22 protein-coding genes are annotated in these 24,441 nt (G+C 63.2%); 14 read left to right on the forward strand and 8 right to left on the reverse strand.

What is annotated here, in order from left to right; translation table 11 throughout:
- Positions 1–270 precede the first annotated feature (270 nt).
- From thrS to ihfA, 7 genes are all read left to right on the forward strand, one after another.
- The gene (thrS, locus tag F0A17_RS03195; protein WP_149326870.1) at positions 271–2,169 is read left to right on the forward strand and encodes a threonine--tRNA ligase; all 1,899 of its coding nucleotides are present in this window, start codon (positions 271–273) and stop codon (positions 2,167–2,169) included.
- A 61-nt stretch (positions 2,170–2,230) separates the two neighbouring features.
- Positions 2,231–2,770: a translation initiation factor IF-3 gene (gene infC / locus F0A17_RS03200; RefSeq protein WP_267285428.1), complete on the forward strand. Its 540-nt coding sequence runs from the start codon at positions 2,231–2,233 to the stop codon at positions 2,768–2,770.
- 83 nt (positions 2,771–2,853) lie between these two features.
- Positions 2,854–3,048: a 50S ribosomal protein L35 gene (rpmI, locus tag F0A17_RS03205; protein WP_089725334.1), complete on the forward strand. Its 195-nt coding sequence runs from the start codon at positions 2,854–2,856 to the stop codon at positions 3,046–3,048.
- Positions 3,049–3,084: 36 nt separating this feature from the next.
- Positions 3,085–3,438 carry a 50S ribosomal protein L20 gene (gene rplT, locus F0A17_RS03210; RefSeq protein ID WP_104203667.1) on the forward strand — a complete coding sequence of 118 codons (354 nt, stop codon included), beginning with the start codon at positions 3,085–3,087 and terminating at the stop codon, positions 3,436–3,438.
- A gap of 148 nt (positions 3,439–3,586) precedes the next feature.
- Entirely contained in the window at positions 3,587–4,606 is a 1,020-nt protein-coding gene (gene pheS / locus F0A17_RS03215; RefSeq protein ID WP_149326872.1) for a phenylalanine--tRNA ligase subunit alpha, read from the forward strand.
- Positions 4,607–4,636: 30 nt separating this feature from the next.
- On the forward strand, positions 4,637–7,018 hold the full coding sequence (gene pheT, locus F0A17_RS03220; RefSeq protein ID WP_149326873.1) for a phenylalanine--tRNA ligase subunit beta: 2,382 nt from the start codon (positions 4,637–4,639) through the stop codon (positions 7,016–7,018).
- A gap of 108 nt (positions 7,019–7,126) precedes the next feature.
- A complete protein-coding gene (gene ihfA / locus F0A17_RS03225) occupies positions 7,127–7,435 on the forward strand; it encodes an integration host factor subunit alpha (RefSeq protein ID WP_149326874.1) in 309 nt (102 codons plus the stop codon).
- A 118-nt stretch (positions 7,436–7,553) separates the two neighbouring features.
- Here the strand turns inward: ihfA and F0A17_RS03230 are convergent, their stop codons facing one another.
- Positions 7,554–7,760 carry a DUF2788 domain-containing protein gene (locus F0A17_RS03230; protein ID WP_104203663.1) on the reverse strand — a complete coding sequence of 69 codons (207 nt, stop codon included), beginning with the start codon at positions 7,758–7,760 and terminating at the stop codon, positions 7,554–7,556.
- Between the two features lie 136 nt (positions 7,761–7,896).
- Here F0A17_RS03230 and F0A17_RS03235 point away from each other — a divergent pair, with 136 nt between their 5' ends.
- Both F0A17_RS03235 and F0A17_RS03240 read left to right on the forward strand, forming a co-directional pair.
- A complete protein-coding gene (locus F0A17_RS03235; protein ID WP_149326875.1) occupies positions 7,897–8,361 on the forward strand; it encodes a flavodoxin domain-containing protein in 465 nt (154 codons plus the stop codon).
- Positions 8,362–8,363: 2 nt separating this feature from the next.
- On the forward strand, positions 8,364–8,738 hold the full coding sequence (locus tag F0A17_RS03240) for a hypothetical protein (protein WP_149326876.1): 375 nt from the start codon (positions 8,364–8,366) through the stop codon (positions 8,736–8,738).
- A 46-nt stretch (positions 8,739–8,784) separates the two neighbouring features.
- On the opposite strand, the gene ppnN is transcribed toward F0A17_RS03240, so the two are convergent.
- Entirely contained in the window at positions 8,785–10,149 is a 1,365-nt protein-coding gene (gene ppnN, locus F0A17_RS03245) for a nucleotide 5'-monophosphate nucleosidase PpnN (protein WP_149326877.1), read from the reverse strand.
- A gap of 174 nt (positions 10,150–10,323) precedes the next feature.
- On the opposite strand from ppnN, the gene F0A17_RS03250 reads away from it, so the two are divergent.
- Positions 10,324–11,238 carry a LysR family transcriptional regulator gene (locus F0A17_RS03250; RefSeq protein WP_149326878.1) on the forward strand — a complete coding sequence of 305 codons (915 nt, stop codon included), beginning with the start codon at positions 10,324–10,326 and terminating at the stop codon, positions 11,236–11,238.
- An 84-nt stretch (positions 11,239–11,322) separates the two neighbouring features.
- Here F0A17_RS03250 and gcvP read toward each other — a convergent pair whose 3' ends face one another.
- Both gcvP and gcvH read right to left on the reverse strand, forming a co-directional pair.
- Complete coding sequence (gene gcvP, locus F0A17_RS03255) at positions 11,323–14,217, reverse strand: aminomethyl-transferring glycine dehydrogenase (RefSeq protein ID WP_149326879.1); 2,895 nt, start codon at positions 14,215–14,217, stop codon at positions 11,323–11,325.
- A gap of 62 nt (positions 14,218–14,279) precedes the next feature.
- The gene (gcvH, locus tag F0A17_RS03260; RefSeq protein WP_149326880.1) at positions 14,280–14,672 is read right to left on the reverse strand and encodes a glycine cleavage system protein GcvH; all 393 of its coding nucleotides are present in this window, start codon (positions 14,670–14,672) and stop codon (positions 14,280–14,282) included.
- A 572-nt stretch (positions 14,673–15,244) separates the two neighbouring features.
- Here gcvH and F0A17_RS03265 point away from each other — a divergent pair.
- Complete coding sequence (locus tag F0A17_RS03265; RefSeq protein ID WP_149326881.1) at positions 15,245–16,651, forward strand: alanine/glycine:cation symporter family protein; 1,407 nt, start codon at positions 15,245–15,247, stop codon at positions 16,649–16,651.
- A gap of 77 nt (positions 16,652–16,728) precedes the next feature.
- Positions 16,729–17,841 carry a glycine cleavage system aminomethyltransferase GcvT gene (gene gcvT / locus F0A17_RS03270; protein ID WP_149326882.1) on the forward strand — a complete coding sequence of 371 codons (1,113 nt, stop codon included), beginning with the start codon at positions 16,729–16,731 and terminating at the stop codon, positions 17,839–17,841.
- A 136-nt stretch (positions 17,842–17,977) separates the two neighbouring features.
- Here gcvT and F0A17_RS03275 read toward each other — a convergent pair whose 3' ends face one another.
- From F0A17_RS03275 to F0A17_RS03290, 4 genes are read right to left on the reverse strand one after another with little or no spacing between them, the layout of a single operon-like run.
- Complete coding sequence (locus tag F0A17_RS03275) at positions 17,978–20,086, reverse strand: YjbH domain-containing protein (RefSeq protein WP_149326883.1); 2,109 nt, start codon at positions 20,084–20,086, stop codon at positions 17,978–17,980.
- Positions 20,083–20,916 (reverse strand): capsule biosynthesis GfcC family protein, encoded by an 834-nt coding sequence (locus F0A17_RS03280; RefSeq protein WP_149326884.1) that lies wholly within the window; start codon positions 20,914–20,916, stop codon positions 20,083–20,085. The genes F0A17_RS03275 and F0A17_RS03280 overlap by 4 nt, the downstream gene beginning before the upstream one ends.
- A 38-nt stretch (positions 20,917–20,954) precedes the next feature.
- Entirely contained in the window at positions 20,955–21,680 is a 726-nt protein-coding gene (locus tag F0A17_RS03285) for a YjbF family lipoprotein (RefSeq protein ID WP_149326885.1), read from the reverse strand.
- Positions 21,680–22,009 carry a hypothetical protein gene (locus tag F0A17_RS03290; protein ID WP_149326886.1) on the reverse strand — a complete coding sequence of 110 codons (330 nt, stop codon included), beginning with the start codon at positions 22,007–22,009 and terminating at the stop codon, positions 21,680–21,682. The genes F0A17_RS03285 and F0A17_RS03290 overlap by 1 nt, the downstream gene beginning before the upstream one ends.
- Positions 22,010–22,829: 820 nt before the next feature.
- On the opposite strand from F0A17_RS03290, the gene F0A17_RS03295 reads away from it, so the two are divergent.
- Positions 22,830–23,954, forward strand: coding sequence for a polysaccharide export protein (locus F0A17_RS03295; RefSeq protein WP_223111492.1), 1,125 nt, complete (start codon positions 22,830–22,832; stop codon positions 23,952–23,954).
- On the forward strand, positions 23,954–24,412 hold the full coding sequence (locus tag F0A17_RS03300) for a low molecular weight protein-tyrosine-phosphatase (RefSeq protein ID WP_149326888.1): 459 nt from the start codon (positions 23,954–23,956) through the stop codon (positions 24,410–24,412). Before F0A17_RS03295 ends, F0A17_RS03300 begins: the two co-directional genes overlap by 1 nt.
- Positions 24,413–24,441: the final 29 nt, after the last annotated feature.

A 24,441-nucleotide genomic window follows, 5' to 3' on the forward strand; every position in this document is an offset into this window, starting at 1 on the left:
CCCTTTCGATTCTGCCGCTTCGCTTTCTTCCTGCGGTCGTTGCCACTTTCTCGGTAGGGGAATCGTGCTTGGCGACATTGGAGCATGGCGCATGTCATGGCCCTTCTGTTAGTCTTGTGCGCTGCCGCGACGCGCAGCGGGGCCGAAGGAGGTACCCGTCGCCCAGAGTAGTGGGCGGGCTGCGCAACTCGCGCGATGTTTCGTTTCCGTTTGCCATAGCCGCGACACGTGATCCCTGGTATGGATCACCACTGCGCAAAGGACGCCTCAATGCCCATCGTGACCCTGCCCGACGGCAGTCAGAGAACTTTCGAAAAATCCCTTTCCATCATGCAGCTCGCCGAATCCATCGGCCCCGGGCTTGCCAAGGCGTGCGTGGCCGGCAAGATCGACGGCGAGCTGGTGGATGCCGCCGACCTCATCGATCATGACGCCAAGGTGGCCATTATCACCGCGCGCGACCCCGAGGGGCTCGAGGTCATTCGCCACTCCTGTGCGCACCTGATCGGGCATGCCGTCAAGCAGCTCTACCCGGATGCCAAGATGGCGATCGGACCGGTGATCGAGGACGGTTTCTATTACGATATCGATTTCGGCCGTTCCATCACGCCTGATGACTTGGCCGCGATCGAGGCGCGCATGAAGGCGCTGATCGATAGCGAATACGATGTGGTTCGCGAATACGTTGACCGCGACTGTGCGATGCGCACCTTCGAGCAGCGCGACGAGCCCTACAAGCAGGAAATCGTCGGGGCGATCCCGCCGGGTGAGACGATCCGTCTCTACTATCACAAGGAATACACCGACATGTGCCGGGGACCTCACGTGCCCAATACCCGGCACCTGAAGGCGTTCAAGCTGACCAAGCTGGCCGGCGCCTACTGGCGCGGGGACGCCAGCAAGCCGATGCTGACCCGCATCTACGGCACCGCCTGGGGCGACAAGAAGCAGCTCAAGGCCTACCTGCAGCGCCTCGAGGAGGCCGAGAAGCGCGACCATCGCAAGCTGGCCCGCAAGCTCGATTATTTCCATATGCAGGAAGAGGCCCCGGGGATGGTGTTCTGGCACCCCAAGGGGTGGACCCTATGGCAGGTCGTCGAGCAGTACATGCGCAACGTCTATCGCGAGGGCGGCTATCAGGAGATTCGCTGTCCCCAGATCATGGATGTCTCGCTGTGGAAGAAATCCGGCCACTGGGACAACTACGCCGAGAATATGTTCTTCACTGAATCGGAGAAGCGCGAGTACGCGCTCAAGCCGATGAACTGTCCGGGGCATGTCCAGGTCTTCAACTCGGGGCTACGCAGCTATCGTGAACTGCCGGTGCGCTACGGCGAGTTCGGTGGCTGCCATCGCAACGAGCCGTCGGGCGCCTTGCACGGCATCATGCGCGTGCGTGCCTTCACCCAGGACGACGGCCACGTCTTCTGCACCGAAGCGCAGGTCGAGCCGGAAGTGACGGCCTTCCATCGACAGGCACTCAAGGTGTATCGCGACTTCGGCTTCGAGGACATCGCGGTCAAGATCGCCCTGCGGCCCGAGAAGCGGTTGGGCAGCGACGATGTCTGGGATCGCGCCGAAGCCGCGCTGCGGGGAGCCTTGTCGGCCTGTGACGTCGTGTGGGAGGAGTTACCCGGAGAGGGCGCCTTCTACGGTCCCAAGATCGAATACCACATGAAGGATTGTCTCGGACGCGAATGGCAGGTCGGCACCATGCAGGTCGACTTCATGATGCCGACGCGTCTCGGTGCCCAGTACGTGACCGAAGAGGGGGATCGCAGGCCTCCGGTCATGCTGCACCGCGCCATCGTGGGATCGATGGAGCGCTTCATCGGTATCCTGATCGAGCACTATGCCGGTGCGATGCCGTTATGGCTGGCGCCGGAGCAGTCGGTGATCATGACGATCACCGATGCGCAGCGCGATTATGCCGTGGAACTCGAGCGTCGCTTGCAGAAAATGGGGCTTCGCGTCAAGGCGGACTTGAGGAACGAGAAGATCGGCTTTAAAATCCGCGAACATACGTTGCAGAAAGTTCCCTATCTCCTGGTAGTGGGGGATAAGGAAGTCGAAGCCGACTCGGTTGCCGTGCGTACGCGCACTGGCGAAAACCTGGGTACCATGACCGTTGATGCCTTCATTGAGCGGATTCGGTCGGAAGGGTGGTAGCATAGGTTGGTAAAGACAGGTTGGTAACGACATCGTCAATTACCGGAACGGAGACGGAACGATCAAGCGAAGCAGCCCGCGCGGACGTCCTCAGGACAAGCGCCCCCCAATGAACGAGCGGATTACCGAGGATCAGGTTCGCCTGATCGATAGCGACGGCGAGCAGCTGGGTGTCGTGCCTACCAGCGAAGCGCTCGAGCGTGCCGAAGCGGCCGGTCTTGACCTCGTACAGATTTCCAATGCCGATCCGATCGTCTGCAAGATCATGGATTACGGCAAGTTCGTCTTCGAGCAGAAGAAGCAGAAGTCAGCTCAGAAGAAGAAGACGAAGCAGATTCAGGTCAAGGAAGTCAAATTCCGGCCTGGCACCGACGAGGGCGATTATCAGGTCAAGCTTCGTAACCTGATCCGCTTCCTCGAAGGTGGCGACAAGGGCAAGGTCACGCTGCGTTTTCGCGGCCGTGAAATGGCGCACCAGGACATCGGCCGCAAGCTGATGGAGCGGATCGCCGCGGATCTCGAGGAGATCGGGACCGTGGAGTCCTTCCCCAAGATGGAAGGGCGCCAGATGACCATGATCGTTGCCCCCAAGAAGAAGTGATCCGTAGGCCAGTCCAACGGGTGGCCGGTACCGCCGGCCATCGGCCCCGGGTTTTCTGAAAAATCTCGAGCGGAGTGAATCTCATGCCGAAAATCAAGAGTAACAGCGGCGCTGCCAAGCGCTTCAAGAAGACGGCCAACGGCTTCAAGCACAAGCAGTCGTTCCGTAGCCACATCCTGACCAAGAAGTCGACCAAGCGTAAGCGTCAACTGCGTGGTATGAAGCAGATCCACGACGCCGACAAGGCCTTGATCCAGCGCATGCTGCCGAATCTCTAAGCCTTTGGTTAACCACTTCAACGTCAGGAGAAAGCCATGACTCGTGTCAAGCGTGGTGTCGTCGCTCGTCGTCGTCACAAGAAGGTTCTCAAGCTGGCCAAGGGCTACTACGGTGCCCGTTCGCGCGTTTTCCGCGTGGCCAAGCAGGCTGTCATCAAGGCCGGTCAGTATGCCTACCGTGACCGCCGTCAGCGCAAGCGTCAGTTCCGTGCCCTGTGGATCCAGCGTATCAACGCCGGGGCTCGCCAGCACGGCCTGTCCTATAGCCGCTTTGTCGGCGGCCTGAAGAAGGCCGGTATCGAGATCGACCGCAAGGTGCTGGCCGATCTGGCCGTGCACGAGAAGGCCGCCTTTGCTGCCATCGTCGAGAAGGCCAAGGCTGCCCAGTAAGTGCACCGACCGTTGGCGTCGAGCCGGTAAGGCCGGCTCGCACGATGCCAGACCGTCGCAGGGGAAGAGCAGCCGCTCTTCCCCTGTTTTTTTGCCAATGCGTGGCTGACGCGATTTCAGCAGGATAAACGACTTCGGAGCTCAACGGATGGACCATTTACCGACACTGGTCACCGAGGCCCGTCAGGCCATACAAGCGGCCGAGAGCATTGCCGCGCTCGATGAACTGCGGGTGCGCTATCTCGGCAAGAAGGGCGAAATCACCGCCCAGCTCAAGGGGCTGGGCAAACTGCCGGCCGAAGAACGGCCCGCGGCGGGCGAGCGCATCAACCAGGCCAAGCAGGCGCTCGCGCAGGAGCTCGACGAGCGCCGGCAGGCACTGTCCAGGGCCGCCCTGGAGGCGCAGCTGGCTGCCGAGCGCATCGACGTGACGTTGCCGGGCCGCGGGCAGGCCAACGGTGGCCTGCATCCGGTAACGCTCACCTTGGAGCGCATCGAGGGCTTGTTCCATCGCATCGGTTACGATGTCGCCGTGGGGCCGGAAGTCGAAGACGACTACCACAATTTCGAGGCGCTCAACATTCCCGCCCACCACCCTGCGCGCGGCATGGCCGACACCTTCTATTTCGATGCCACCCGCCTGCTGCGCACCCACACCTCGCCGGTGCAGGTGCGGACGATGAAGGAGCAGGCGCCGCCGATTCGGATCGTCTGCCCGGGGCGTGTCTATCGCAGCGACTCCGACCTGACCCACACGCCGATGTTTCACCAGGTGGAGGGACTGCTGGTCGACGAGGACGTGAGCTTCGCCGATCTCAAGGGGACGATCGAGGATTTCCTGCATGCCTTCTTCGAGCGCGACGATCTTTCGGTGCGCTTCCGTCCTTCGTATTTCCCCTTCACCGAGCCATCCGCGGAAGTCGATATCCAATGCGTGATGTGCGGCGGCGAAGGGTGTCGGGTCTGCTCCCACAGCGGCTGGCTGGAGGTGATGGGTTGCGGCATGGTGCACCCCGAGGTATTCCGCCATTCGGGTATCGATGCCGAGCGGTACAAGGGGTTCGCCTTCGGTATGGGGGCCGAGCGCCTGGCCATGTTGCGCTATGGGGTCAATGACCTGCGCATGTTCTTCGACAACGATCTGCGCTTCCTGCGCCAGTTCGCCTGACCGACCGCAGCAGAACACACAGGATTCGTCATGAAATTTTCAGAACAGTGGCTGCGCGAATGGGTATCGCCGCAGCTGGGCGCTCAGGGCCTGGCCGACCAGATCACCATGGCCGGCCTGGAAGTCGATGCGGTGGAGCCCGTAGCCGCCGCCTTCGATGGCGTGGTGGTGGCCGAAGTGATCGACAAGCGACAGCATCCGGATGCCGACAAGCTCAATGTTTGTCTGGTGGACGATGGCAGCGGTGATCCGGTGCAGGTGGTGTGTGGTGCACCCAACGTGGCGGTAGGGCAGAAGGTGCCTTTCGCGCGCGTCGGGGCGGTGCTGCCTGAGGATTTCAAGATCAAGAAGGCCAAACTGCGTGGCGTCGAGTCCCGCGGCATGATCTGCTCCGCCTCCGAGCTGGGGCTGGCCGAGGAAATCTCGGAGGGTATTCTGGTGCTGCCGGGCGATGCGCCGGCGGGAAAGGCGTTTCGCGCCTGGATGGGGCTCGACGATAACACCATCGAAGTCGATCTGACGCCCAACCGCGGCGATTGTCTTAGCCTCAAGGGGCTGGCGCGAGAGGTCGGCGTGCTCAACCGGCTGGCCGTGACCGCTCCCGCCATCGAGCCCGTCGCACCTGTCCACGACGAGACCTTCCCGGTGCGGGTGGAGGACGCCGAGCGTTGCCCGCGCTATATCGGACGTCTGATCAAGGGCGTCGACGTCAACGCCGATACGCCGCTTTGGATGGTCGAGCGACTACGGCGCAGCGGCGTGCGTTCCATCGATCCGGTGGTGGACATCACCAACTACGTCATGCTCGAGCTGGGACAGCCTCTGCATGCCTTCGACCGCGCCAATCTGCAGGGGGCGGTCGTGGTGCGGCTGGCCCGCGAGGGGGAGCGCCTGGTATTGCTCGACGGTCAGGAAATCACCTTGAATGCTTCGACGCTGGTGATCGCCGACGAGCGCGGCCCGCTGGCGATCGCCGGGGTGATGGGCGGTGAGCATTCGGGAGTCGGCCCGGCGACACGCGACATCTTTCTGGAGTCGGCGTTCTTCTCGCCGCTGGCCGTGGCGGGGCAGGCACGCTCCTACGGGCTGCATACCGATGCTTCCCATCGCTTCGAGCGCGGTGTCGACCCGCAGCTTACCCGTGATGCGGTTGAGCGGGCCACGGCATTACTGCTCGAGGTGACCGGCGGGGAACCCGGCCCGCTGGTCGAAGTGGCGAGCGCCGCGCACCTGCCCGGCGAGCGCCAGGTCACGCTGCGCGCGGCGCGGCTCGAGCAGGCGCTGTGCAAGGCGCTGCCGGGCGATGAGGTCGTCGACATTCTCGATCGGTTGGGCATGAAGGTTGGCTCGACCGACGAGGGGTGGCAGGTCCAGGTACCCAGCTGGCGCTTCGATATTGCCATCGAAGAGGACCTGATCGAGGAAGTGGCGCGTATCCATGGCTATAATCGCTTGCCGGCGCGTCGCCCCGCGGCGCGGTTGGCGTTGCGCCCCGACCACGAGGCCCGCACACCGCTGTCTCGCCTGCGGCGGCAGATGGTTGCGCGTGGTTATCAGGAGGCGGTGACTTACAGCTTCGTCGCGCCCGAGCTGCAGCAGGCTTTGTTGCCTGATGCCGTGTCGCCGAGGTTGGCCAACCCCATTTCCAGTGATCTGTCGGTGATGCGGGCCAGCCTGTTCCCAGGCCTGGTAAGGGCGATGGAGTACAACCTGAACCGGCAGCAGACGCGCATTCGGCTGTTCGAGACCGGCCTGGTATTCCACGGCGACCTGGACGATTTGCAACAGACCCCCATGCTCGGGGCGCTTGCGTGCGGTTCGCGAGACCCCGAGGGTTGGGCCGGCGCCCGCGACAAGGTGGATTTCTTCGACCTGAAGGGTGATCTGGAGAGCCTGATCGCCATGGGCGGCGAGCCGGAGGCCTGGCGCTTCGAACCTGGCGGTCATCCGGCGCTGCATCCCGGTCAGAGCGCGCGCATCCTGTATCGGGGGGAGCAGGTCGGTTGGATCGGCGCGCTGCATCCCGGCGTCAGGGCAGGGCTGGGGCTAAAGGTCGAAGCCTTCCTGTTCGAGGTGCGTCAGGATGCGCTGGTGCGTGGCCGCTTGCCTTCCTTCGAACCGCTGTCGCGATTCCCGGAGGTGCGTCGGGATCTCGCTTTCCTGCTCGACGAGTGCCGGCCGGTCCAGTCGCTGCTGGATTGCGTGCGCCGCCAGGCCGGTCAATGGCTGCAAGAGTTGAGCCTATTCGACGTCTATCAGGGTAAGGGCGTGCCGGAAGGGGCCAAGAGTGTCGCGCTGGGCTTGACCTGGCAGCATCCTTCGCGCACGCTGAATGACGAGGAAATCAATCAGTTGGTCGATGCCATTGTCGCCGAATCGCATCAGCACTTGGGCGCCGAGCTGCGCGGGTGAATCGGAGCGGCGCGCGGAACGTTCCGCGCGTCACTCCCTTCGCGAGTCCTGCAGGCTTCGTGAAAGATGTGACGGCGGCGGGCTGGACCGCCACTCTGAGGAGATGACATGGGAGCGTTGACCAAGGCGGAACTGGCCGAACACCTGCATGCCGAACTGGGGCTGACCAAGCGCGAAGCCAAGACGATGGTGGAAGCTTTTTTCGAGGAAATTCGAGCCTGTCTGCGTGAGAACGAGCAAGTGAAGTTGTCGGGGTTCGGCAATTTCGACCTGCGCGACAAGCGGGAACGTCCCGGGCGCAATCCCAAGACCGGCGAGGAAATACCTATCTCCGCGCGCCGTGTCGTGACGTTCCGGCCAGGACAAAAGCTCAAGAGCCAGGTGGAGCGTTACGAAGGGCCACCGCCTTCCAACTGAGTCAGCGTTAGCCTGAATGCCACCCCGATTGGGTGGCATTCTTGCATCGGGTCGAAGGGCTCAGGCATGGGGGGGGGGAAGTGTCTGAGCGCAGGTGCTTGGTGCTTTGCGGCCATGGCTATACACCGCCGCGTTCCAGCATCCACGTAATGACCACCTTGAAGACGTATCCCATCATACCGGCACCGAGCACCACGAAGAGCATGATGGTGCCGAAGCGCCCCGCACGAGATTTCTTGGCCAGATCCCAGATGATGAAGGCCATGAAGAGCATCAAACCCCCGATCATGATGGGAGTGATCCAGGCCTCGAAGGTCTGCAGCATGTTGCCTCCTTGAACAAAGTCCGATGATTATACTCAGGCTTGGTCCGAGCTGCATGTCGAGGCGCGGGGCGCCGCCTGTGTCATGGCGCCGCATCGTGTTACCATCCTAAAGAAATTTTCCAGGCTTATCCCCGACATGCCACAGCTGAAGATATTCGTAGGCACCATGTATGGTGGTGCGCTTGACGTTGCCGAGCAGGTCGCCCCGCTGTTCGAGGCGGCAGGCTACGAGGTGAGTATCCTGGAGCAGCCGAGCCTCGACGATCTCACCGAAACGCCACCCGATCTGGCCCTGTTCTGCCTTTCCACCACGGGCAGCGGCGATTTTCCCGGCAATTTCGTCCCCTTTGCGCGTGAGCTCGACGAGAAGAGCCCGACGCTCACGGCACTACGCTATGGTCTGATTGCGCTGGGCGACAGTTCCTACGGCGAAACCTTTTGCGGTGCCGGGCGACGGCTCGATGAGATGCTTCAAGGACTGGGCGCCACCCGCCTGGGGGCGCGACTCGAAGTCGATGCCATGGAGACGTTCATGGCCGACGATGCCGCGCTACCGTGGGTGGAGACATGGATCGAAGAACAGCAACTGACGGTCGCCTGACCATGAGAGCCAAGCCTGCCGCCGAACGGCTCAGCCTGTTGTTGGGCCTGATGGTACTGATGCTCGCCACGCTTCCCCGCTATGTGGCTGGCGGTCATGACAACCGCCTGACCCTGATCCTGATTGCCCTGGCGGTGGTCGCCGTTGTCGCACTGACCCACTGGCGCATGCTGGAGGGAAGCGAGCGTGCCCGCCTGCCGCTGCTGCTCAAGCGCCTGCTCGTGTCGCTGGTGGTGGGTACGGCGCTGATGGGAGGGTGGCATGCGCTCTTCACGGCCTGGATCAGTTGGCAGCTGTTGATCGCGCACGGTGCCACCCTGGGTCTGCTGCTGCATGCCCTGTGGCTGTGGTGGCGGCCTCTCGGCGTAGGCCAATAATCGGCGGCCTCCGACCGGACGCCGCCGAAAAGATCGTCCTGCCGAATTACACCAGCCGGTAGCAGGGCACGTATTCCTGCCCGGGGAGCTTCATCCGCCCCTGCGCGACGAACGAGCCGAGCAGTTCGTCCAGGCGGTGCATCAGCTCGGGCTCGGCGTGTAGCGAGAAGGGCCCGTGGGCCTCGATGGCGCGCAGCCCGCGTTCCTTGACGTTGCCCGCGACGATACCCGAGAAGGCGCGTCTCAGGTTGGCCGCCAACTCATGTACCGGCTGGTCGGGGTGCAACGCCAGGCCGGCCATGGCAGCGTGGGTCGGTTCGAAGGTTTCCTGAAAATTCCGGGCGATGGTCAAGCGCCAGTTGAAGTGAAAGGCGTCCTGATGGGCGCGGCGAAACTCAGTCACGGCATCGATGCCCTGGCGCATGGCGCGGGCGACCTCGACCGGGTCGTCGACGATGATGCGGTATTTCTCGCGTACCGATTCGCCCAGCGTATAAACCAGGAATTCGTCGATACGCTTGAAGTAGTCGGCGGCGCTGGCCGGGCCGGTGAAGATCACCGGCATCTCCATGTCGGCATTCTCGGGATGGAGCAGAATGCCCATGAGATAAAGAATCTCTTCCGCCGTGCCAACCCCGCCGGGAAACACGACGATGCCATGGCCGATACGGATGAAGGCCTCGAGGCGCTTCTCGATATCGGGCATCACCACTAATTCGTTGACCAGAGGGTTGGGAGCCTCGGCGGCAATGATGCCGGGCTCGGAAATGCCCAGGTAGCGGCCGTCGGGAATGCGCTGCTTGGCATGGGCCAGATTGGCGCCCTTCATGGGCCCTTTCATGGCGCCCGGGCCGCAGCCGGTACAGATGTCGAGTTCGCGCAGGCCGAGGTGGTAGCCCACGTCCTTGGTGTAGTCGTACTCCTCCCGCGTGATCGAATGCCCGCCCCAGCAGACCACCAGCCCCGGATCCCGGCCGGGCTTGAGCGTGCCGGCCTTGCGCAGGATATGGAACACGGCGTTGGTGGTTCCCTCGCCGGTGCTCAGGTCGAAGCGCGCGTGATGCTGGATCTCGTTGTAGACGTAGACGATATCGCGCAGCACGGAAGAGAGGTGTTCACGAATCCCGCGGATCATCTTGCCGTCGACGAAAGCCTCCGCGGGGGCATTGGTCACCTTGAGGCGTATGCCGCGATCCTGCTGGATGACCTCGATGTCGAAATCATGGTAGGTCTCCATCAGTACCAGGCTGTCGTCGGTGACGCTTCCCGAGCTGAGTACGGCCAGCGAACAGCGGCGCAGCAGGTCGTGCAGACCCGCTTTGGAAGTATCGCGCAGACGGTTGACTTCGTGTTGCGAAAGCACTTCCAGGCTGCGAAGCGGAGAGACGACGCTGGAAATGGTATCAGGCATGAAAACGGTCCTTGTGTGATCGGTGCGTCGAGTGCCGTCAAGGACGGGGCCGGGCGCAATGAACTTGTCATGATGCTAACACGCCGGGCGTGCAGGGTGCAGCGCTGCGCCGGAGGGGCCGATTTGTTACCATGGTGGCAACTGGTTTCGGCCGAACGCCACAGGCGATGTGACATGTTCAACGCCCAATATTTCCGTACTTTCATTACTCTGGTCGAGACCGGCAGCTTCACCCGGACCGCGCGACGCCTGGACATGACCCAGCCCGGGGTCAGCCAGCACGTGCGCAAGCTCGAGCAGTACCTCGACAAGCCGCTGCTGGAACGGCAGGGCAGGCGTTTCACGCTCACCGAAGCCGGGCGCCGCGCCTACGATTACGGCCTACGCCTGTTCGCCGAGCATGAGCAATTCCGCCATTCGCTGGACGACGATGCGCTGGACACCGGTGAATGCCGCATCGCGTCGCCGGGCAGCGTGGGGCTGATGCTGTATCCCTACCTTCTCGGCCAGCAGCAGATGTCGCCTGGGCTGACGGTGAATTACAGTTTCGCCTTCAGCCACGAGATCGTCACCGATGTACTGGCCGGTCGCCACGACCTGGGTATCGTCACCGAGCCGATTCGCCATCCGGAGCTGGACTGCCGGCTTTGGCACCAGGAGCCGCTGTGCCTGGTGGTGCCGGCCGATTTCACCGGCACTTCGCTAACCGAGTTGATGGGGATCGGCTTCATCAATTACTCGGACGGCGTGAGTCATGCCGGGGCGTTGCTTCGCAGCAATTTTACCGAGGAGTTCCGCTCCATGAACCAGTTCCGCCGCCAGGGCTTCACCAACGAGGTGGCAATGGTATTGGATGCGGTGGCCCGCGGTCTGGGCTTTACCGTGGTATCGAGGCTGGTACTCGAAACCTCGCCCTGGCAGCGCCAGGTCAAGGAACTCGACCTGCCGGCGGCCGAGTACGAGACGCTTCATCTGGTGAGCCGCTCGGGAAGTCGCGTGCCGCGACGCTACGAGCGGTTGCTCGAAGGTTTCCGCGAGCAACGACTGCGTGAGCGCTTTGGCTACGGTGAGGTCGCCTCGCCGCTGTAGCTGCCGCCCGATACTGCAAAAGGCCAAACGGCCCGCCGAAGGGCAGGCCGTTTGGGGTAGCGACTTCGCATCAGCGATGACGGATCAGTCGCGGTAGGCATCGATGCTCGGGCAGGAGCAGATCAGCTGGCGGTCACCGAAGACGTTATCGACGCGATTCACCGCCGGCCAATACTTTGCCGCCTTGACCGCGTCCGAGGGGAAGGCGCCGGTCTCACGGGAGTAGGGGCGCTCCCAGACCGGGTCCATCAGGTCGGCCATGGTGTGCGGTGCGTTCACCAGCGGGTTGTCGTCGGCCGGCCACTCGCCGCGCTCGACTCGGGCAATCTCCCCGCGGATGGCGACCATGGCATCGCAGAAGCGATCGATCTCATAGCGCGATTCCGATTCGGTGGGCTCCACCATTAGGGTGCCGGGCACCGGAAAGGACATGGTCGGGGCATGAAAGCCGTAATCCATCAGGCGCTTGGCGATGTCCTCCTCGCTGATACCCGAAGCAGCCTTCAGGGGGCGAATGTCGATGATGCACTCGTGGGCCACGGTGCCGTTCACGCCGCGGTAGAGGACCGGGTAGTGATCCTCGAGACGCTTGGCGATGTAGTTGGCGTTGAGAATGGCAAGCTCGGTTGCCTGGCGCAGCCCACGGGCGCCCATCATCTTGATGTAGGCCCAGGAGATCGGCAGGATCGAGGCGCTACCGTAGGCGGCGGCCGAGACGGCACCACACGCTTCCTTCACGCCGGGGATCGGCGTGACCACGTGGTTGGAGACGTAGGGCGCCAAGTGCTCCTTGACGCCGATCGGGCCCATGCCCGGTCCACCGCCGCCGTGAGGGATGCAGAATGTCTTGTGCAGGTTGAGGTGGCTGACATCGCCTCCGAAATCGCCGGGGCGGCTCAGGCCGACCTGGGCGTTCATGTTGGCGCCGTCGATGTACACCTGGCCGCCGTGACGATGCACGACGGTGCACGCCTCGCGAATGCCTTCCTCGAAGACGCCGTGGGTGGAGGGGTAGGTGAGCATGATCGCCGAGAGCACCCCGCTATGCTGTTCGGCCTTGGCGCGCAGATCGTCGAGATCGATGTTGCCGTTGTTGTCGCATTCGACCACCACCACCTTCATCTGCGCCATGGCGGCGGAAGCGGGATTGGTGCCGTGGGCGGAGCTGGGAATCAGGCAAACGTCGCGGTGCCCTTCGCCCTGGGCGGCCTGGTAACGGCGGATCGCCACCAGGCCGGCATACTCGCCCTGGGCGCCGGAGTTGGGCTGCATCGAAATATGGTCGTAGCCGGTAATCTCGACCAGGAAGGCCGCCAGCTCGTCGATCATCTGCTTGTAGCCGACCGCCTGTTCCTGCGGTGCGAACGGATGCACTTGGCCGAACTCGGGCCAGGTGATGGGGATCATCTCGCTGGTGGCGTTGAGCTTCATGGTGCACGAACCCAGCGGGATCATCGCATGGGTGAGCGACAGATCCTTGTTCTCCAGGCGCTTGAGGTAGCGCAGCATCTCGGTTTCGCTGCGGAAACGCTTGAAGGTCGGGTGCGTCAGGAACGCGGTGTCGCGTCGGCAGGCGGAAGGAATGCCGCCGATCCCCTCGGCCGTGACCCGCTCGTCCAGGGCGCTGACCGACAGCCCGTGCTCCTCGCCGAGTAGCACATCGAACAGCGCGTCGACATCGTGGGCGGTGGTGGTCTCGTCGAGGCTGACGCCGATGTCGCCGTCGGCGAAGTAGCGCAGGTTGATCTCGTGGGTCATGGCGCGGCCCAGGACCTTGCCCGCATCGATGCCGGTCAGGCGCAGGGTATCGAACCAGCTATCGTGTACCAGGGACACGCCCTTGGCCTTGAGGCCTTCGGCGAGAATCGTGGTCAGGCGATGAATGCGGTTGGCGATGGTCGTGAGGCCTTCGGCACCGTGGTAGACGGCATAGAAAGCGGCCATGTTGGCCAGCAGCGCCTGAGCGGTACAGATGTTCGAGGTAGCTTTCTCGCGACGGATGTGCTGCTCACGGGTCTGCATCGCCATGCGCAGGGCGGTACTGCCGCGGCTGTCCTTCGATACACCGATGATACGCCCGGGGATGGAGCGCTTGAGCTTGTCGGTGGTGGCGAAGTAGGCGGCGTGGGGTCCCCCATACCCCATGGGAACGCCGAAGCGTTGGGTGTTGCCGACGACGATATCGGCACCCAGGGCGCCCGGCTCCTTGAGCAGCACCAGGCTCATGATGTCGGCAGCCACACAGGTCATGATGCCCTTGTCGCGCGCCGCGGCGAGCAGCGGGGCCAGGTCGCGCACGAGGCCGCTTTCGCCGGGATATTGCAGCAGAGCGCCGAAGACGTCGTGATCGGCCAGGCTGTCGGCCGGCGCCACGATCAGTTCGAAGCCGAAGTAGTGGGCTCTCGTACGCACGACGTCGAGCGTCTGCGGCAGCACGTCGTCGGCGACGAAGAAGGCCAGGCTCTTCGACGTCTTGTTGGCACGCTGGCAGAGCGCCATGGCTTCGGCGGCGGCGGTCGCCTCGTCGAGCAGCGAGGCGTTGGCCAGTTCCATGCCGGTAAGGTCCATGACCATCTGCTGGAAATTGAGCAGCCCTTCTAGGCGGCCCTGTGATATTTCCGGCTGATACGGGGTATAGGCGGTATACCAGCCCGGGTTCTCCAGCACGTTGCGCTGGATCACGGCCGGTACGTGGGTGTTGTAGTAACCCTGACCGATATAGGTCTTGAAGACCTTGTTCTGGCGCGCCAGACGCTTCAGGTAGTCGAGCGCCTCGGCCTCGCTGCGAGGTGGGTCCAGGTCGAGCTCACGGCTGAGGCGAATGTCGGCCGGCACCGTGCGCTCGACCAGCGTGTCGAGGCTGTCCATGCCCAGCGCCGCCAGCATGGCGGCAACGTCGTCGGTTCCGGGGCCGTTATGGCGGCGGATGAAGGCGTCGTGATCGGCCAGTTCGGCCAGGCGGCGGTTGTCGATAGCCATGGAGAACCTTGTGCGGTGTGTCGGAAGAACCCGGCCGGCGGCCGGGATAAGGTCAGGCCGGATCAGGATTCGCTGTCGACGATGGCCTGATAGGCGTCGGCGTCCAGCAGTGCCTCGACGGCGGTGGCATCGTCGACACGCACCTTCATGATCCAACCGCCCTCATAGGGGGCTTCATTGACGGTCTCGGGGGCATCCTCGAGCGTTTCATTGACCTCGACGATCTCGCCGGCCAGGGGGGCATACAGATCGGAAGCTGCCTTGACCGACTCGATGACGCCGAACTCCTCGCCCTTGGCCAGGGTGCGTCCCACCTCGGGGAGCTCGACGAACACCACGTCGCCGAGGGCCTCTTGGGCGTGGTCGGTAATACCGATGGTGACGGTGCCGTCACCGTTGTCCAGCACCCATTCGTGGCTTTCGTTGTAGCGCAGGTTGGCGGGGATCGAGCTCATGGTGTTTTCCTATACGAAAAAGGTTTTCTGACGGGGCGAATGCTAACGCCATTGGCGTCATTTGGCGAGTCCGTGAACGCGGTTTCGGTCGCGTTGCCGGCCTCCGCCTGAACAGCGTGGCGCGTGTTGAAAAGATCGTCCAGTTCTCGCGTCAAGAGGAGTGCATAAGCGTGGCGTCGGCGCTAGGCAGGATTCGACAGGCCTGGCGCGGCTCACTAATCTGTAGGGGCCATGATCGTCGGAGGCGGACGATGCGCCATTGTTTCCGATACGAAACGCACGCTTCGCCGGCGCGGGGACGAGCGTTGGCCATTCCTTTCCGGAAAGCATTTCGTCGGGGTAGTGCATTCCTGGCTTTTTCCGCTATGGTACGCCGGATTGCATTGCCCATCGTTCGCGCATGCCTCGAATGGCACGGAGAAAATTCTGCTTGTCAAAGCCGTTCCGCTGCGGTTCGGTTGACCGTGTGCAGCGACCATGGCGGCCGAGCGGTGCGTGAGGGAATGCATGGCCATCACTGCGGGGCCGAGATAAGAAGCCATACAAATCGCCAACAATAGAGGGAAACGTTCGTGGAAACCTTGAATGCGATATTCACAGCGATCAACGGGGTCGTCTGGGGGCCGTTGATGCTCATCCTGCTGCTGGGGGTGGGCCTGTATCTGCAGCTCGGACTGAAGCTGATGCCCATTCGCAAGTTGGGTACCGGCTTCAGGCTGATGTGGGCGGGGCGTGACAGGAAGCCTTCGCCCGACACGGCCAAGGCGGCCGTCGACGAAGGGGAAATCTCGCCGTTCAACGCATTGATGACGGCGCTTTCCGCGACCATCGGTACCGGCAATATCGCAGGGGTCGCCACTGCCATTGCACTCGGTGGGCCGGGTGCGGTGTTCTGGATGTGGATCACGGCGTTGGTGGGCATGGCGACCAAGTTCGCCGAGGCGGTATTGGCGGTACGTTTCCGTGAAACCGACAGTACCGGCTACCACGTCGGTGGGCCGATGTTCTACATCAAGAACGGTCTGGGTCGGAAATGGCTGTGGCTGGGGGGTGCCTTCGCTTTCTTCGGCGCGGTCGCAGCCTTCGGCATCGGTAACACGGTACAGTCCAACTCGGTGGCCGATGCCCTCGCTTCCACCTTCGGTCTGCCGCACTGGATGACCGGCGTGGTGATCATGGTGCTTGCCGGTGCGGTGATTCTGGGCGGTATCAAGCGCATCGCCAAGGTGGCCGGCAAGCTGGTACCGATCATGGGGATCGCCTATGTCCTCGCCGGGGTCGTCGTGCTTGCCATCAACGCCGGCCAGCTCGGCGAGGCGTTCAGCATGATCTTCTACTACGCCTTCAACCCGCACGCGGCCATGGGCGGCTTCGCCGGCGCGGCGGTGATGGCGGCGATTCGGTTTGGCGTGGCGCGCGGCATCTTCTCCAACGAGGCGGGGTTGGGCAGCGCGCCCATCGCTCACGCCGCGGCGCAAACCAAGAATCCGGTGCGTCAGGGGCTGATCGCTATGCTCGGGACCTTCATCGACACCATTATCGTCTGTTCCATCACCGCCCTGGTCATCCTGACCGCCGGAGTCTGGGAGACGGGGGAGGCGGGGGCATCGTTGACGGCGCTCTCCTTCGATGAAGCCCTGCCGGGCATGGGCAACCAGATCGTCTCACTGGCGCTGGCCGTGTTCGCCTTCACCACCATCCTGGGCTGGTCGTTCTACGGTGAGAAGTGCTTCCAGTTCCTGTTCGGCACCCGTTCGATCATGCTGTATCGCGTGCTGTTCGTGCTGGCCATCCCGTTGGGTGCCATGGCGCAACTGGGCTTCATCTGGCTGATGGCCGATACCTTCAACGCCATGATGGCGATTCCCAACCTGATTGCCCTGGCGCTGCTGTCGCCGGTGGTATTCAAGCTGGCCCGCGACTACTTTGACGGCAAGGACATCCTGCCGGGCGAAGAGTTGGACCACGATAAGTCCTGAGGCTATCTGCCATCCGAGAGGTGCCCCATGAGGGCACCTCTCGTCGTTGATGGCCCCGCTACGAGAGTGATGACGACATGAGTAAGCTCAAGCATACCCCCCTTCATGCCTTGCACCTGGAGCTGGGTGGAAAGATGGTGCCCTTTGCCGGCTACGAGATGCCGGTGCAGTATCCGCTCGGCGTGAAAAAGGAGCACGAACACACCCGTGCCGCCTGTGGCCTGTTCGACGTGTCGCACATGGGGCAGATCCTGCTGCAGGGGCCGCGCCCTGCCGAGGCGCTGGAGACCCTGGTATGCGCCGACATCGTCGACCTGCCCCGGGGCATGCAGCGCTATGCGCTGTTCACCGAGCATGAGGGAGGCATCCTTGACGATCTGATGGTGGCCAACACCGGTGAGTATCTCTATCTGGTGGTCAACGCGGCCTGCAAGGACCAGGATCAGGCCCTGCTGGAAATGGGGCTGGACGGTGAGCATCGCATCGAGGTGCTGGATCGCGGATTGCTGGCGCTGCAGGGACCCAAGGCGGCGGACGTGATGCGTCGGCTGTGCCCCGAAGCTTGCGACATGGTCTTCATGCAGCATGACCATTTCGAAATGGACGGTACGCCGGTATGGATCAGCCGTAGTGGGTATACCGGCGAGGATGGTTTCGAGATTTCGGTGCCGGCCGAAGCCGCGGAGACGCTGGCCCGCCGGCTGCTGGCCGAGCAGGAGGTCGAGGCGATCGGCCTGGGGGCGCGCGATTCGCTGCGCCTGGAGGCGGGGCTTTGCCTCTACGGCCACGATATCGATACCGGGACCACGCCCGTCGAGGCGGGCCTGATCTGGGCCATCGGCAAGGCACGGCGTCACGGTGGCGAGCGTCCCGCAGGGTTTCCCGGCGCCGACGTTATCCTGCATCAGGTCGATGCCAAGGATCACCGGCGCAAGCGCGTCGGGCTGCTGGGTGAAGGCCGGGCCCCGGTGCGTGAAGGCGCCGAGCTCTTCGATTCGCAGGGCAAGCACATCGGGACGGTCACGTCGGGCGGTTTTGGTCCCAGTGTCGGCAAGCCGGTGGCGATGGGCTATGTCGACATCGAACATGCGGCGATCGGCACCCCCCTATACGCTGAGGTGCGCGGCAAGCAGCTGCCGATGACGGTGAGCAAGATGCCGTTCGTCGAGCCGGGTTACTACCGCGGCTAATTCGCCGTTTCGGATTTTATACCGTTATCTATCGTCGGCACACCTCATGCGGCGGTCTTTTCCTTTCGCCATCTTCGGGGCTACGGGCCGGCAGGCAAGCGGATGAGGCGAACATTGTCTCATCCGCCTGCCTCATTCAGCGCATCGTATTGGCGTGGTCTTCCCAATAACGGCCCATGCTGCGCTCTTCGGTCAGGTCGTAAAGGGTCGCACGGCGCGCCAGACGCGCGCCGCCGTCCCGGGTGAGCGGACTCCAGGCGACCTGCGCACGCTGGCGAGTGGAGTGCACGAAGAAGGCATCCAGGGGCAGCGAGAGATAGATGCCCTTGTCGAAGCTGCCTTCGCCGAAGGCGTCGCCGGCATCGGTGAAGGTGGCCCAGCCGCCAAGGCGGATGCCGGAGTCGAACTCGCGCGACACATCGAAGGTCAGGCCCAGGTCGCCGGCCAGGTAGCGACCCACGCTGACCTTGGCCAGGACGTCCTCGTAGTCGGTTTGCCAGTAACCGGTCACGTGCCCGGTCCAGGTGCTATAGTCGCGCAGGTCGAAGCGCTGATCGAATTCGCGCTGCCTGACCCAATTGATGTCGAGTCCCAGCGCAACGTCGCTGTTGAAAGGACGGTAGAGCAATTCACCGCCGGCGCCGGCGAACATCGTCTCGAGCAACCCGCCATAACCCATGGCATACCAATCGTTGCCCAGACGTGACGTATGCGTGTATTGCAGCGTGCTGATCCCGATATCCGTCTCGGCCAGGTAATCGCCGATGTGCGTGCGCACTCGCGGCAGGTCCGACGGGCCGATATAGCGATATTTGTCGAGATTGTCGTCGAGGGTATAGCTCAGGGTCGCCGTCAACCAATCGTTGGCGCCGAGTCGGTATTCGCCGTCGAGGCTGGCGGAGAGCCGGTAGAGGTAGCCGTCCGGACCGCCGAAGTTTTGCTCCAGCTGTGGTTGCAGGCTGTAGGTCAGGCCGCGGGGCGTGGTCTCGTGGAGGACTTTGCCCTCCGCCGGGCGCAGCGCACCATGAGCGTAGATGCCGTGATGGTGCTGCGTGAAGTCGGCGCTGGACGTCGCCGCGGCGACCATGGCGGCGCGATCGTGAACACTCTCGCGGAGCGCCATGCCGCGTTCGTGCCAGCGGAAGCGGAAGGTCTTCACCTCGCTGCCCAGATGGTTGTGCAGCAGGCGTCCGGCGCGTTGTTCGCTCTCCGCCAGGGCGCGATAGCGGTTGGGCTCGCCCTCGACGGTCACGTTCGTACCGTTCTGGCGGAGCCGGTAGACGGCAATGCCGGCATTCTCGTCCAGCGCTCGCTGGAGTGCCGGCCAATCGGCGCTATGGTTGGCCGGAGCGGGTTCCAGCGCGACGGGTGACGGGTCGCGCTTGGCCTGGGAGAGCGTGGCCAGATTGGTCGACAGACTGATACCCAGCATGGCGGTATTGCCACGCTGCCAGCCGGCTCTCAACTCGATATTGTCGGTCAGGCGCAGGCGGGCGCCGTAGTTGAGGCGCGACGATTGCTCCTGATGGTTGCGTTGCGGCTCGTGCTGGTAGTCGTTGCCCTCCAGTTCCACCTGCAGGACAAGGGGCTCCCAGGGTGTCTGGTACTCGATGCCGCCGAAGAGGGCGCTGCGCCCGCTGAACAGGCTGCCCAGATTGACGCTGCCGCCGTCGCCTCCCGAGCTGAAGCCGGAGCGATCCTGGAAGCGCTCGTTCAGGCGGGCCAGCGGGTTGGTGAAGTCCTCCTGATTGCCAAGGTAGCCCCAGCCGATACCCAGCGTGACGTCGACGTCATGCCAACGCTTGTTGGCGACCAGGTATTCACCGGCGAACAGTCCGGTGCCGCCGATGTCGCGAGCGCCCACGGCAATTTGCGGCCAATGGCGACTCTCCTCGCGCAGGCGTAGTTTGATGTCGATGCCCTTGTCGAGGTTGTTGCGATCGCCGGTGGCGGCCAGATAACGACGATTCTCCACTTCGACGTAGCGGAAGCCGGTTTCCAGCCATTCGGTGGGCTGGAAGAACACGCTGTAGCGGCGATAGGGTTCGGTGCGCGACATGGAAAAGGCAAAGCTGCCGAGTGGTGTCATGCGGGCGGAGGGTGTCTGCATCAGGCCCACGCCACCGAAGTCTCCCTGGCCTTGGCCGAGCCGGGTGTGATTCGAATCGCCAAGGACGGCATATGGCAAGGCCAGCGTGATGGCCAGTGCCAGTGGGACCAGGTGAGGCGGTCTTGGGCGGGTCATGACCCCATCTCCCCGTTCGCAGCGGGCTCTTTCGACGGCGCTGAGGGTTCCTGCTCGTTCGCCGAGGGCGCTACCCGCTCCGGAACAGCCAAAGCGCTGCAGGCGTCGCCGGGGAGTCGGGTGGCGAGGAAGTTGGGCAGCGAACGGTTGATCCAGTCCACTTCCTGTACCGCACCGGGCAGGGCCAGGACGATGCGGCTACCGGCCACCAAGGGCGAGTCGCCGGCGTTCCAGGCCGCGATGCCGACGCGTCGGGGGGCGCCTTGTGGCGTGATCAGCCAGGCGTACTCGGCTTCGGTCCATTCCGAGCGCGGCCGCTGTCGGAGCAGCTTCTGCAGGGTGAGGTTCGGCGACCAGCGATGCCGGGTCACGCCGCCGAAGTGCCACAGCTCCACCCAATCGGGTACGGCACAGTGACCGATGGCGGCCAGCGAGGTCAGCGGCGGGTCGTGGCGTGGCGCGGCGAGCAGGGCGGCTAGATCGGCCCTGGCTTGTGTTCTGCCGGTTTGCTCGCGTTGCTGGGCGACGGTGTGTTGCCATTGCGTCAGGCCATTGGCCATGGCGGTGTGCCCGACGAGGGTATTCCAATTGATGAGAGTGGCGAGCTCCTCTTGCAGACGGATGCCTTGTCGTTGCTGTGGTAGGCGCTCGCGCTCCAGCAGGTAGTAGCTGTAAGCGGGGGCTTCGGCCAGCGCCGGTTGCTCGAGCCAGAAATCGGATAGCCTGACGTCGTCGGCGAACGTCGGCACGGGCAGACCTACGATCAGCAGAAGAGCGCCCAAGCCATGCCACCGGCGGGCGCAGGCGAAAGGATGGTGACGGTGAGTCATTCTCGTTCTCTATGTCAGGGGGCTGGCGCATCGAAGCACTATCGTTCCTCGACGTGTCCTGGTTCCTCGGCATCGCTCCACCAGGGTCTTGCCACCTGCCACCGCAGGCGGTGGCCACCTGGCCAGAGCGCCATGTCACCCCCCCAGATCCGCCAGTTGCCCGGCTCCCGCCAGAACGTCCCGCGGCTGTGCGTATCGCTCTCCTGCCAATCGAGCCGCTCGATACATCGCTGCAGGGTGCGTTCGATCAATGGCAGGGCGACGGGGCGAGCCTCTTCGCAGGAGAGCGTCGCGGTCGCGATGTCCTGTCGTTCCTGTCCGTCGGCGTCTCGCCAGTGTGCGTGCACCCGGTATCGAGACTCCCTCTCATGGCGGCGGGTCCAACGGCCCAACAGCACCTCTTCGAAGCCGGCGGTGCTGGAAGGAAGACCGTCGCGCAGATGCAGCGTGGTGTAGTCCCCGGCCTGCCAATAGGTGTCGCGGCCTCGCTCTCCCGTGCGGTGTGCCATGATCATCAACGCCTGATTGCCCTCGCTCTCCACGACGAGAGAGGCGTAGGGCAGTGCCTCGGCCTGCTGGGCGAAATCGACGCCGGGCCCACCTCCCAGAAGCGTGGCGCCTAGCGGCGTCAACCTTCCTCCCTGAGCGCAGGCGGTCAGAGCGGTCGTCATGCCGGCCGCCAGCAGAAGGCGGCGAAGCAGGGCCGCCTTGCGGCGGCCCTGGATCGGCACACGCGGCTCGCTGCACCGTCTGTGGTGATTCATCAGCGTGTCCCGGTGCCGGTACCGGTTCCTGTACCCGTTCCGGTACCGGTTGCTCCGACCGCCACGCCGATGCCGGCGGCTCCGCGATTCACCGCTCCGGCCAGGGCCTGGCCGGAATGGCTCGGTGCCTCACCGGCTGCGCCGCGGCCGGCGGTCAGCCCGCCGCCCTCGACGGCACCAGGTGCCGGCGTGTTGGCGGAGTTGCCAGGGGTTCCTTGGCTGCCCTGAGTGGGGGCGGCCTGCTGGGCCAGCGTCAATCCCGACAGACCCAGCAACGCCACGCCCGTCAGGGCGGCCACGCGTCGTCGAAACTTTCTGTCGTCGATCATTTTCACTTTCTCCTGTGTTGCGCCGGTTATCCCGGCGGTGCGAGTGGCCGGTAGTGCATTCCGTAAACTGCGACGGATAGACTCCCGGCCAACCTGCCGTGGCAGGCCAAATTATCAGGCCAATGGGAATTATCCGTGACATATGATGTCATGGATATTTTTCTCTTCAGACGTTGAGCTTGATACATCATTTGGTGAGTATATAAAAGAAACTGAAGTTATGTGAGTTTGTCTGGATGTACTGAAATGTAAAAAAATGTGTTTAGTTAAATCCAGGGGGGTGACAATCATACGAAAGTCATTATTCTAGCAGGCAGTCATCGGCGCTTTTCACGGAGAGAAAAAGCCCGCCTCGTCTCTTCCTCTAAGTCCAACATCGCCGCACGATTCCGGTCGGGTGTGCGTATGTCTTTGTAAAAAAATATTTTTCTTGGCTTCGGGGATGGTCGGTGAACCCCGGGGCGGTAGCGTGTCCGGCGATTAAGAGTTCTTTGTCCGCCAGGCGTTTCGAAATAAAGAATAATTTGGATTGGTGGTAGTGGTGGGCGCGTGTAGAAAAGTAGCGACAGTGGAAGGGGGGTTATGTCGCCGTTTGCCTACTAGGGAGTCTGTTAATGGAGTCAGTCTTCGAAACCGGGTACGTGAGTTTGTTAAAAACAGGTTTCACGCTGTGTCACTAGTTGGCGACATAGAGGCTGGTTATTGGCGACAGTAGGGCGTAATACTGGCGTAATACAACGACATTTAAAGATTAATAAAGAGGCAGGGCATTCCATGTGGATAATGAACATGAGTTGAAGAAACGATGAACGAGTATTTCATGCGGCCTCGATGGGCACGCGCCCTATTAATGCTGGGCCTCACCACCATGGGTGGGTGCGCTTTCGCCCCTGGCGGGCATATCGAGTATCAGACGGACTCGGCGCCGATCGATGACTTGGTCGACATCGAGCCCATCACGTTTGGGTTGGTGCGTGCCCAGCGCCAGGAGGCCCTGGGCCCCGAAGCTATCGCCACGGTTGACGAGACGCTGCGCGATGACATCGGCCACTACGAGTACCGCATCGGCAGGGGGGACGTGCTCGGTATCATCGTCTATGGCCATCCCGAGTTGACGATTCCCGCCGGAGGCGAGCGCAGTGCCGCGGAGTCGGGCAACACCGTCCATAGCGATGGGACCATTTTCTACCCGTTCGTCGGACGCATCGATGTGGCGGGGCGCACGGTGCGACAGGTGCGGGACATCATCGCTCGCGGCCTCGAGCCCTATGTCGCCATGCCCCAAGTCGAGGTTCATGTCGCGCAGTACAACTCGCAGAAGGTCAACATTACCGGCGCGGTCGCGGAACCCGGTCCGTTGCCCATTCGGAACGTGCCCTTGACCGTCCTCGATGCGATCAACCTCTCGGGCGGCTTGGCCGACAACGCCAACTGGCACGACATCATCCTGACTCGTGACGGTGAGGAGACCCGGTTGTCACTGCACGACATGCTCAACCGGGGGAGGCTCGATCAGAACCGCCTGCTGCGCGATGGCGATGTGCTGCATGTTCCCGACAACAGCAATCAGAAGGTCTACGTGATGGGGGAGGTGCGCGAACCTCGAAGCCTGCCGATGGGGTCGAGTCGCCTGACGCTCACCGATGCGCTCTCGGAGGCCGGCGGAATCAACGAGAGCAACGCCGATGCCTCGGGCATCTTCGTCCTGCGGCGGGCACCGGAGGGCAGCGACAAGCTGGCCACGGTCTATCAGCTCGATGCCCGCAATGCCGCGGCGCTGATGCTCGGTGCGGAGTTCCCACTGCAGCCGACCGATGTGGTTTACGTCACCACGACGCCTCTGGGGCGCTGGAACCGCGTCGTGCGTCAGCTGCTGCCAACTGTCAGCAGCGTCTACCAAACCACACGCACCGGGCGTGAGCTGGAAGATCTCAGGGGGGAATGATGTTCCACCGAATCCTGGTGGTGTGCACCGGCAACATCTGTCGTAGTCCCATCGGCGAGGCGCTGCTGCGGCAGGCGCTTCCCGGGCATCGCATCGCATCGGCCGGGCTGGGCGCCCTGATCGGGCACACCGTGGAGCCAACGGCCGCGCGCCTGGCCGAAGCAGAGGGGCTAGATCTGTCCGGCCATCGTGCTCGTCAGATCGACGCGGACATGGTCAGGGAGGCTGATCTGCTGCTCGTCATGAGTGAAGGTCAACGCCTCGCCATCGCCGAGCGCTTCCCCTTCGCCACGGGCAAGGCCATGCGTTTCGGGCGTTGGTTGATGAATGGCCAGGAGCAGGGGGCGGACATACCCGATCCCTATCGCAGGAACGAAGAGGTTTTCGTGCGCGTGCATCGTCAGTTGAGCGAGGCGGCTCGCCTCTGGCAGGCCCGCCTCGGAAGCGCAAGACGCTGACGCGAGCGACCCCACCCTTTGCGCCAGGA

This window comes from Billgrantia pellis (assembly GCF_008297955.1).
Taxonomy (GTDB): domain Bacteria; phylum Pseudomonadota; class Gammaproteobacteria; order Pseudomonadales; family Halomonadaceae; genus Halomonas; species Halomonas pellis.

Coding starts and splice junctions, on each gene's coding strand:
- F0A17_RS03235 (WP_149326875.1), top strand. CDS start 7,897: ATGCCACAGCTGAAGATATTCGTAGGCACCATGTATGGTGGTGCGCTT.
- F0A17_RS03290 (WP_149326886.1), bottom strand. CDS start 22,009: ATGATCGACGACAGAAAGTTTCGACGACGCGTGGCCGCCCTGACGGGC.
- rplT (WP_104203667.1), top strand. CDS start 3,085: ATGACTCGTGTCAAGCGTGGTGTCGTCGCTCGTCGTCGTCACAAGAAG.
- pheT (WP_149326873.1), top strand. CDS start 4,637: ATGAAATTTTCAGAACAGTGGCTGCGCGAATGGGTATCGCCGCAGCTG.
- gcvH (WP_149326880.1), bottom strand. CDS start 14,672: ATGAGCTCGATCCCCGCCAACCTGCGCTACAACGAAAGCCACGAATGG.
- ihfA (WP_149326874.1), top strand. CDS start 7,127: ATGGGAGCGTTGACCAAGGCGGAACTGGCCGAACACCTGCATGCCGAA.
- gcvP (WP_149326879.1), bottom strand. CDS start 14,217: ATGGCTATCGACAACCGCCGCCTGGCCGAACTGGCCGATCACGACGCC.
- F0A17_RS03285 (WP_149326885.1), bottom strand. CDS start 21,680: ATGAATCACCACAGACGGTGCAGCGAGCCGCGTGTGCCGATCCAGGGC.
- thrS (WP_149326870.1), top strand. CDS start 271: ATGCCCATCGTGACCCTGCCCGACGGCAGTCAGAGAACTTTCGAAAAA.
- gcvT (WP_149326882.1), top strand. CDS start 16,729: ATGAGTAAGCTCAAGCATACCCCCCTTCATGCCTTGCACCTGGAGCTG.
- F0A17_RS03240 (WP_149326876.1), top strand. CDS start 8,364: ATGAGAGCCAAGCCTGCCGCCGAACGGCTCAGCCTGTTGTTGGGCCTG.
- F0A17_RS03250 (WP_149326878.1), top strand. CDS start 10,324: ATGTTCAACGCCCAATATTTCCGTACTTTCATTACTCTGGTCGAGACC.
- pheS (WP_149326872.1), top strand. CDS start 3,587: ATGGACCATTTACCGACACTGGTCACCGAGGCCCGTCAGGCCATACAA.
- rpmI (WP_089725334.1), top strand. CDS start 2,854: ATGCCGAAAATCAAGAGTAACAGCGGCGCTGCCAAGCGCTTCAAGAAG.
- F0A17_RS03295 (WP_223111492.1), top strand. CDS start 22,830: ATGCGGCCTCGATGGGCACGCGCCCTATTAATGCTGGGCCTCACCACC.
- F0A17_RS03230 (WP_104203663.1), bottom strand. CDS start 7,760: ATGCTGCAGACCTTCGAGGCCTGGATCACTCCCATCATGATCGGGGGT.
- F0A17_RS03280 (WP_149326884.1), bottom strand. CDS start 20,916: ATGACTCACCGTCACCATCCTTTCGCCTGCGCCCGCCGGTGGCATGGC.
- F0A17_RS03275 (WP_149326883.1), bottom strand. CDS start 20,086: ATGACCCGCCCAAGACCGCCTCACCTGGTCCCACTGGCACTGGCCATC.
- F0A17_RS03300 (WP_149326888.1), top strand. CDS start 23,954: ATGTTCCACCGAATCCTGGTGGTGTGCACCGGCAACATCTGTCGTAGT.
- ppnN (WP_149326877.1), bottom strand. CDS start 10,149: ATGCCTGATACCATTTCCAGCGTCGTCTCTCCGCTTCGCAGCCTGGAA.